Here is a 5,034-nt window from a genome sequence, read left to right as displayed (position 1 = left end):
CATGGCCCGCCTTGACGGCAAGGGTATCCGCATCGTCGTTGATGCCGAAAAGAAACTGCTCTTAAACGTACTGCAGTATCATCCGTTCCTCATTAAGCCCAACAATCACGAACTGGGCGATATGTTCGGCGTGAAACTCACGACGGACGAAGAAATCATCACCTACGCCAAGAAGCTGCAGGAAAAGGGCGCACAGAACGTCCTGATTTCCATGGCTGGTGACGGCGCCATCCTCCTGACGGCCGAAGGCAAGTCCTTCAAGTGCCCGGCACCGAAAGGCAAGCTCATCAACTCCGTCGGCGCTGGTGACTCCATGGTAGCCGGCTTCATCACGGGTTACATGGAATCAGACGGCGATTTTGAAACGGCCTTCCATTGGGGCGTAGCCACGGGTTCTGCTTCCGCCTTCAGTGAAAACCTCGCTACCCGTCCGGAAGTTGAAGCACTCTTAAAGACCATCGCCTAAACTTAAATTTATTATAATTCCTTTATCATTCAAACATTGGGTTTTCGCCTTTAAGGCATTATTCATAATTACTTTATATGCTGTATAAGCCCAAGCCTCATATGCGTAATTGACGTTATCCTGTGGTCCGGATATGGTATTATTCAGGATTATGCCGTAGCAACCGGCTTCTTTACTGATGATACCCAGTGCCTTATATCTTCCTGTTGGATCAATCGCAAGGGAAACAATAGCATCTGTTTCTCCCTTAAGGTCAATTGCAGTCCCCCATTCCTGACCATCTGATCCGCATTCTCCAAGTATCCTGTCAATCACCATATAGTATTCATCACCATCAATCGGATCCGCATATCTGAACTCTTCGCTACTGGAAGAAGGTGCAAGATAAATTGAAGTCGGTCCATCTGCACCACCTATTATCGTATCGTTATCATCTTTCTTTTCCCCACATCCTGATGCGCTTACTGCAAGAGCTAACATCAGGGCGGTAACTACTGCCTTTTTCATATTCTTATTACTCCTCAATTAAACATACCAAAAGATATATCATAAGCATTGTGGAATGTTATAACCTACATCAATCTCTTTCGAAAACATTTACTTTATGCGCTTTCCTTTATGTAGTATTTTGCTTGAGCTTCAAACATTTCTGCGTAAATTCCGGAAGGAATGCTTATAAGCTCATCATGTGTTCCATATTCTGCTATGTGACCTTCGAAGAATACTGCAATCTTGTCACAGAATTTGCAACTTGATAGCCTATGAGAAATATAAACAGCAGTCTTTCCACCTACAAGAGTATGAAACTCTTTATAGACCTCATACTCAGCCAGCGGATCAAGGGCAGCTGTAGGCTCGTCAAGAATAACAATCGGTGACTCCTTGAAAAGCGCTCTTGAAATAGCGATTTTCTGCTGTTCTCCACCTGAAGGCTCTATGCCCTTTTCATCGAAGTATTTGAAAATATTGGTGTTAAAGCCATTATCAAGTTTTCCTAATAGGTCTTCTAGTCCAACAAGATCTGTATATTTAGAAATTTTTGCGTTACCAGCCTTATCAAATGCAATATTCTCGCCCATGCTAAAAGCAAAGAGCTTGAAATCCTGAAAAACAGGTGCTATCTGCTGCATGTACTCTTTATAATCATATTCCTTGATGTTTACACCGTCCACAAGGATTTCTCCCTCAGTCGGGTCATAGAGTCTGCACAATAGCTTTATGAATGTTGTTTTGCCGGCACCATTAAGACCAACTATTGAAAGGTGTTCGCCAGGTCTAATTTTAATGCTGATATCATCAAGTATTTTCCTGTCTGTTTTTGGATAGGCAAAAGAGACATGTCTAAATTCAATCTCATGATCTTTTTTCTCAATATGCTTATCACCCTTAGGAAGCGCAGCAGGATAATCCATGAAAACAACATACTCATAGGCATAATTGCATCTCTTAACAAGCTCTGTAATATTCCATACAAGATAAAAAAGCGTATTTTCAAGAGAACCCTCTGCTGCAATAAGCTGAGTGAAAGTACCTATACCAAAAGCTCCATTTATGGCGCGAAGCGCAACATAAAAATATGTAAACATTGACTCTGCAAATACTGCAATTTCAAGTAAAAAGCTGTATGGAAGCTCGTGATCAGCTTGCCATTTCCACATATCTATAGTTTTCTTCGTATTTCCTTCCCAGGCTCTCAGCATTAGATTTTTGGCATCATACAGCCTTATATCTTTTCCATATCGGGAATCTACCACTTCCCAGGCAAAGTATCCAAACATGTTATTAAACTTGGAAAGTTTATTAAATGTAGTTACCGCAAATTTGTTGATCTTGGTTGTAAGTGCAAAATGAAAAACAGCATATATAGCCAGCATCAAAAGAAGGATAGGCGCATGCAGGATTATAACAGTGACAAGACCTGCCATTTTGATGATGTTCCCGACAAACATAAATACCTGTTCCGCAACACCATAGACTCCTTCTGAGTACCAGCTCATACCGGTCTTGGCTTTCTGCAGCTGATCAAGCGCTTCCTTATCTTCAGTAAGCTGGAAATCAAGTTCCATAGTTTGTTTGCCCAAAAGAACGTCGAAATAGCATGAAAGTCTTTCCTGATATTTGCCAAGAACCGCATTACTTTTTTCAATCAGCATTGCTGCGATAAATTCGCCAATTATAAGAGCTGCTGCGTAGAATATCAGTTTCTTAATGTCACGACCACCTACAATCTCATCTACTATCATGGGCGAGATCATTATGGCAATAAACGGCTGAGCAATGGAAATAATAGTCTTAAGGCTCTCCCATACAAAGAAAAGTGGATATCTTCTGGCGGCAGTTCCAAACAAGACACGGATAACAGAAATTATTTTCTTTAAAGTGGTTTCTTTTTTCTTATCAGCCAACTTTTTCAACCTCGCTTTCTGCAGCCTCATCTTCACGATAATACTGAGCCTGGACATTAAACATTTCTGCATATTTTCCATTTTGCTCCATGAGCTCGTCATGAGTTCCAAGCTCTACCAGAGAGCCATTTTCAAACATGGCAATCCTATCACAGAACCTGGTTGATGCCAGTCTATGTGAGATATATACCGCTGATTTTTTTCCTATCATTTCATCAAAACGTTCATAAAGCTTCTGCTCTGCTATAGCATCAAGTGCTGAGGTTGGCTCATCAAGAACTACAAATTTGCCGCCCTTATAAAGAGCTCTTGCAAGAGCAAGCTTTTGCCTTTCACCGCCGGACATATCAATGCCATCATCTTCCATTATATTAGTAAGAGGCGTATCGATGCCCTTTACCAGGGATGCAATCTTTTCTTCCAGCCCTGCTTCTATTGCGCAATTTATAGCCTTTTCCTTATCAAGGTCATCGCCGCTTAGCATAGCGATATTTTCCGCTATATTAAATGCAAATATTTCAATATTCTGGAAAACAGGTGCAAACAGTTTGTAATAATCTTCTCTTTTGAATTTTCTGATGTCTATGCCATTAAGAGTAATGCTGCCTTCTGTCGGTTCATACAATCTTAAAAGGAGCTTTATCATAGTGGTCTTGCCTGCACCGTTAAGACCGACAACTGCAAGCTTTTCTCCGGCATTTATCTTCAAATTCAGGTTCTTTAAGGAGTAATTGTCTGCTTTATAATACTTGTAGGAGACATTTTTAAATTCAATCTCGTAGTTATCTGCCTCAGGAATAAGAATACACATGCTTTCATCCATATCAAGATCAAGAGATAAAAATGACCTGAAATCATCAACCTCGAGAGAAGCTTTTTTATAATCGCCAAATCTCTGCAAGAAATTTAATAGCGCAGAGGAAAAAGCCATTGCCAGCGATAAGAACATAGTAAAATCAGAAATTGAGAGGTTCTTTTTAAACACAGCCACAAAAAGAGTTGCATAAATAAGCCCCTTTATAATGACATAAGCTATCTGAACAACAAAGGCATGCTTATACCACAGATCGCGGTGAAGATCCATTTTTTCAATTCTTTCTTTATTTACTTCTTCCTGTTTACCGGACAAAAAATCGCTCAGTCCAAAGAGTCTTATATCCTTGGCAAAGTCAAAATCCTGAGTAATCCTGGTCATATATTCTGATTTGCGGGATGCGGGAGACATCTTATCCCACACCTCTTCTTTATCGGCCCTGACTATTTTTCTGTAATACAGAAACTGTAATAGTCCAAGAATGATAAGCGCTATGATCAGCCTGTAATCAAGAATCAGAATAGCAGCAAAAGTGACAACAAGTGTAAAAGCACTTGTTAAAACCTGCCTCATTAGTTGCATCATACCCTGTACACCGTTGTCATCAGAATTAGTTGCCCTCGTTGCACGCTCTGCAATATCAAGTACATCCGGTCTTTCAATAAGTTCGTAGCGCAGCGTTAGTACCTTGGCAATTCTTTCTGTGAGCATTCTCATTCGAATGTCTATGAGGTTGAACCAGACTCTGTTATCTGATAATGCTCTTCCAAAATTCAGGACGAGATTTATGCTTCCTGCTACCAGCATGAGCCTAGCAAGCTGCCGTATCCCTTCCTGCCTGCTTAATCCAAGTTGGATAATATCAATGACGTATTTTCCAAAAATCCCCCAGAAATACGATAAGACGGAATTACATACAATTCCAAGAATAACCAAAAAGATAACACAGGGCTTATATTCCCACATTTTCTTTAGTATATAAACCGTGTTACTCCATATTCCATACTCTCTATGAAACGGGTTATCTTTACTTTCTTTATATTCGCTTTCCATGATGTCTACCTCTTTTTGTCTATAATCACAATATAGATTCCCACGGTTTTTTCAACTTTTTGCCGTTAGAAGACATATATAAATGACGCATGTTAATTATATGTCAAAAAAGAATTAGCACTCTACTCATTTTTTTATATCTTATGTTCATATTTTGCTATAAATTTTTCAAGTCGACCGCTTCTAAAAGGAGCCTCAGCATCGTGAAGCTCCTTAAAACCCATTTCAATTCAGTAGTATCACCATCCGCACAGTTTTCATTTTTTATATCTACTTGGTGCGGTTTTCTTTATGCC

General features: G+C 39.9%; 4 protein-coding genes. 1 reads left to right on the top strand and 3 read right to left on the bottom strand.

Annotation, left to right across the window (positions count from 1 at the left end; all coding sequences use genetic code 11):
• Positions 1–466, top strand: a 466-nt coding sequence (locus tag K6G87_RS02165; protein ID WP_296833256.1) for a 1-phosphofructokinase family hexose kinase, incomplete at its 5' end; no start/stop codon positions are given.
• Here K6G87_RS02165 and K6G87_RS02160 read toward each other — a convergent pair.
• The 3 genes from K6G87_RS02160 to K6G87_RS02150 all read right to left on the bottom strand — a co-directional run bounded on the left by K6G87_RS02160 (position 449) and on the right by K6G87_RS02150 (position 4,738).
• A complete protein-coding gene (locus K6G87_RS02160) occupies positions 449–973 on the bottom strand; it encodes a hypothetical protein (protein WP_296833253.1) in 525 nt (174 codons plus the stop codon). The genes K6G87_RS02165 and K6G87_RS02160 overlap by 18 nt on opposite strands.
• A gap of 95 nt (positions 974–1,068) precedes the next feature.
• Positions 1,069–2,871, bottom strand: a complete 1,803-nt coding sequence (locus K6G87_RS02155) for an ABC transporter ATP-binding protein (protein ID WP_296833250.1) — start codon at positions 2,869–2,871, stop codon at positions 1,069–1,071.
• Positions 2,864–4,738 carry an ABC transporter ATP-binding protein gene (locus K6G87_RS02150; protein WP_296833248.1) on the bottom strand — a complete coding sequence of 625 codons (1,875 nt, stop codon included), beginning with the start codon at positions 4,736–4,738 and terminating at the stop codon, positions 2,864–2,866. Before K6G87_RS02150 ends, K6G87_RS02155 begins: the two co-directional genes overlap by 8 nt.
• Positions 4,739–5,034 lie beyond the last annotated feature (296 nt).

The sequence above is a fragment of the Butyrivibrio sp. genome, assembly GCF_024699075.1.
The sequence above is the reverse complement of the archived record's forward strand: the minus strand, read 5'-3'. Positions and strand labels throughout refer to the sequence as shown.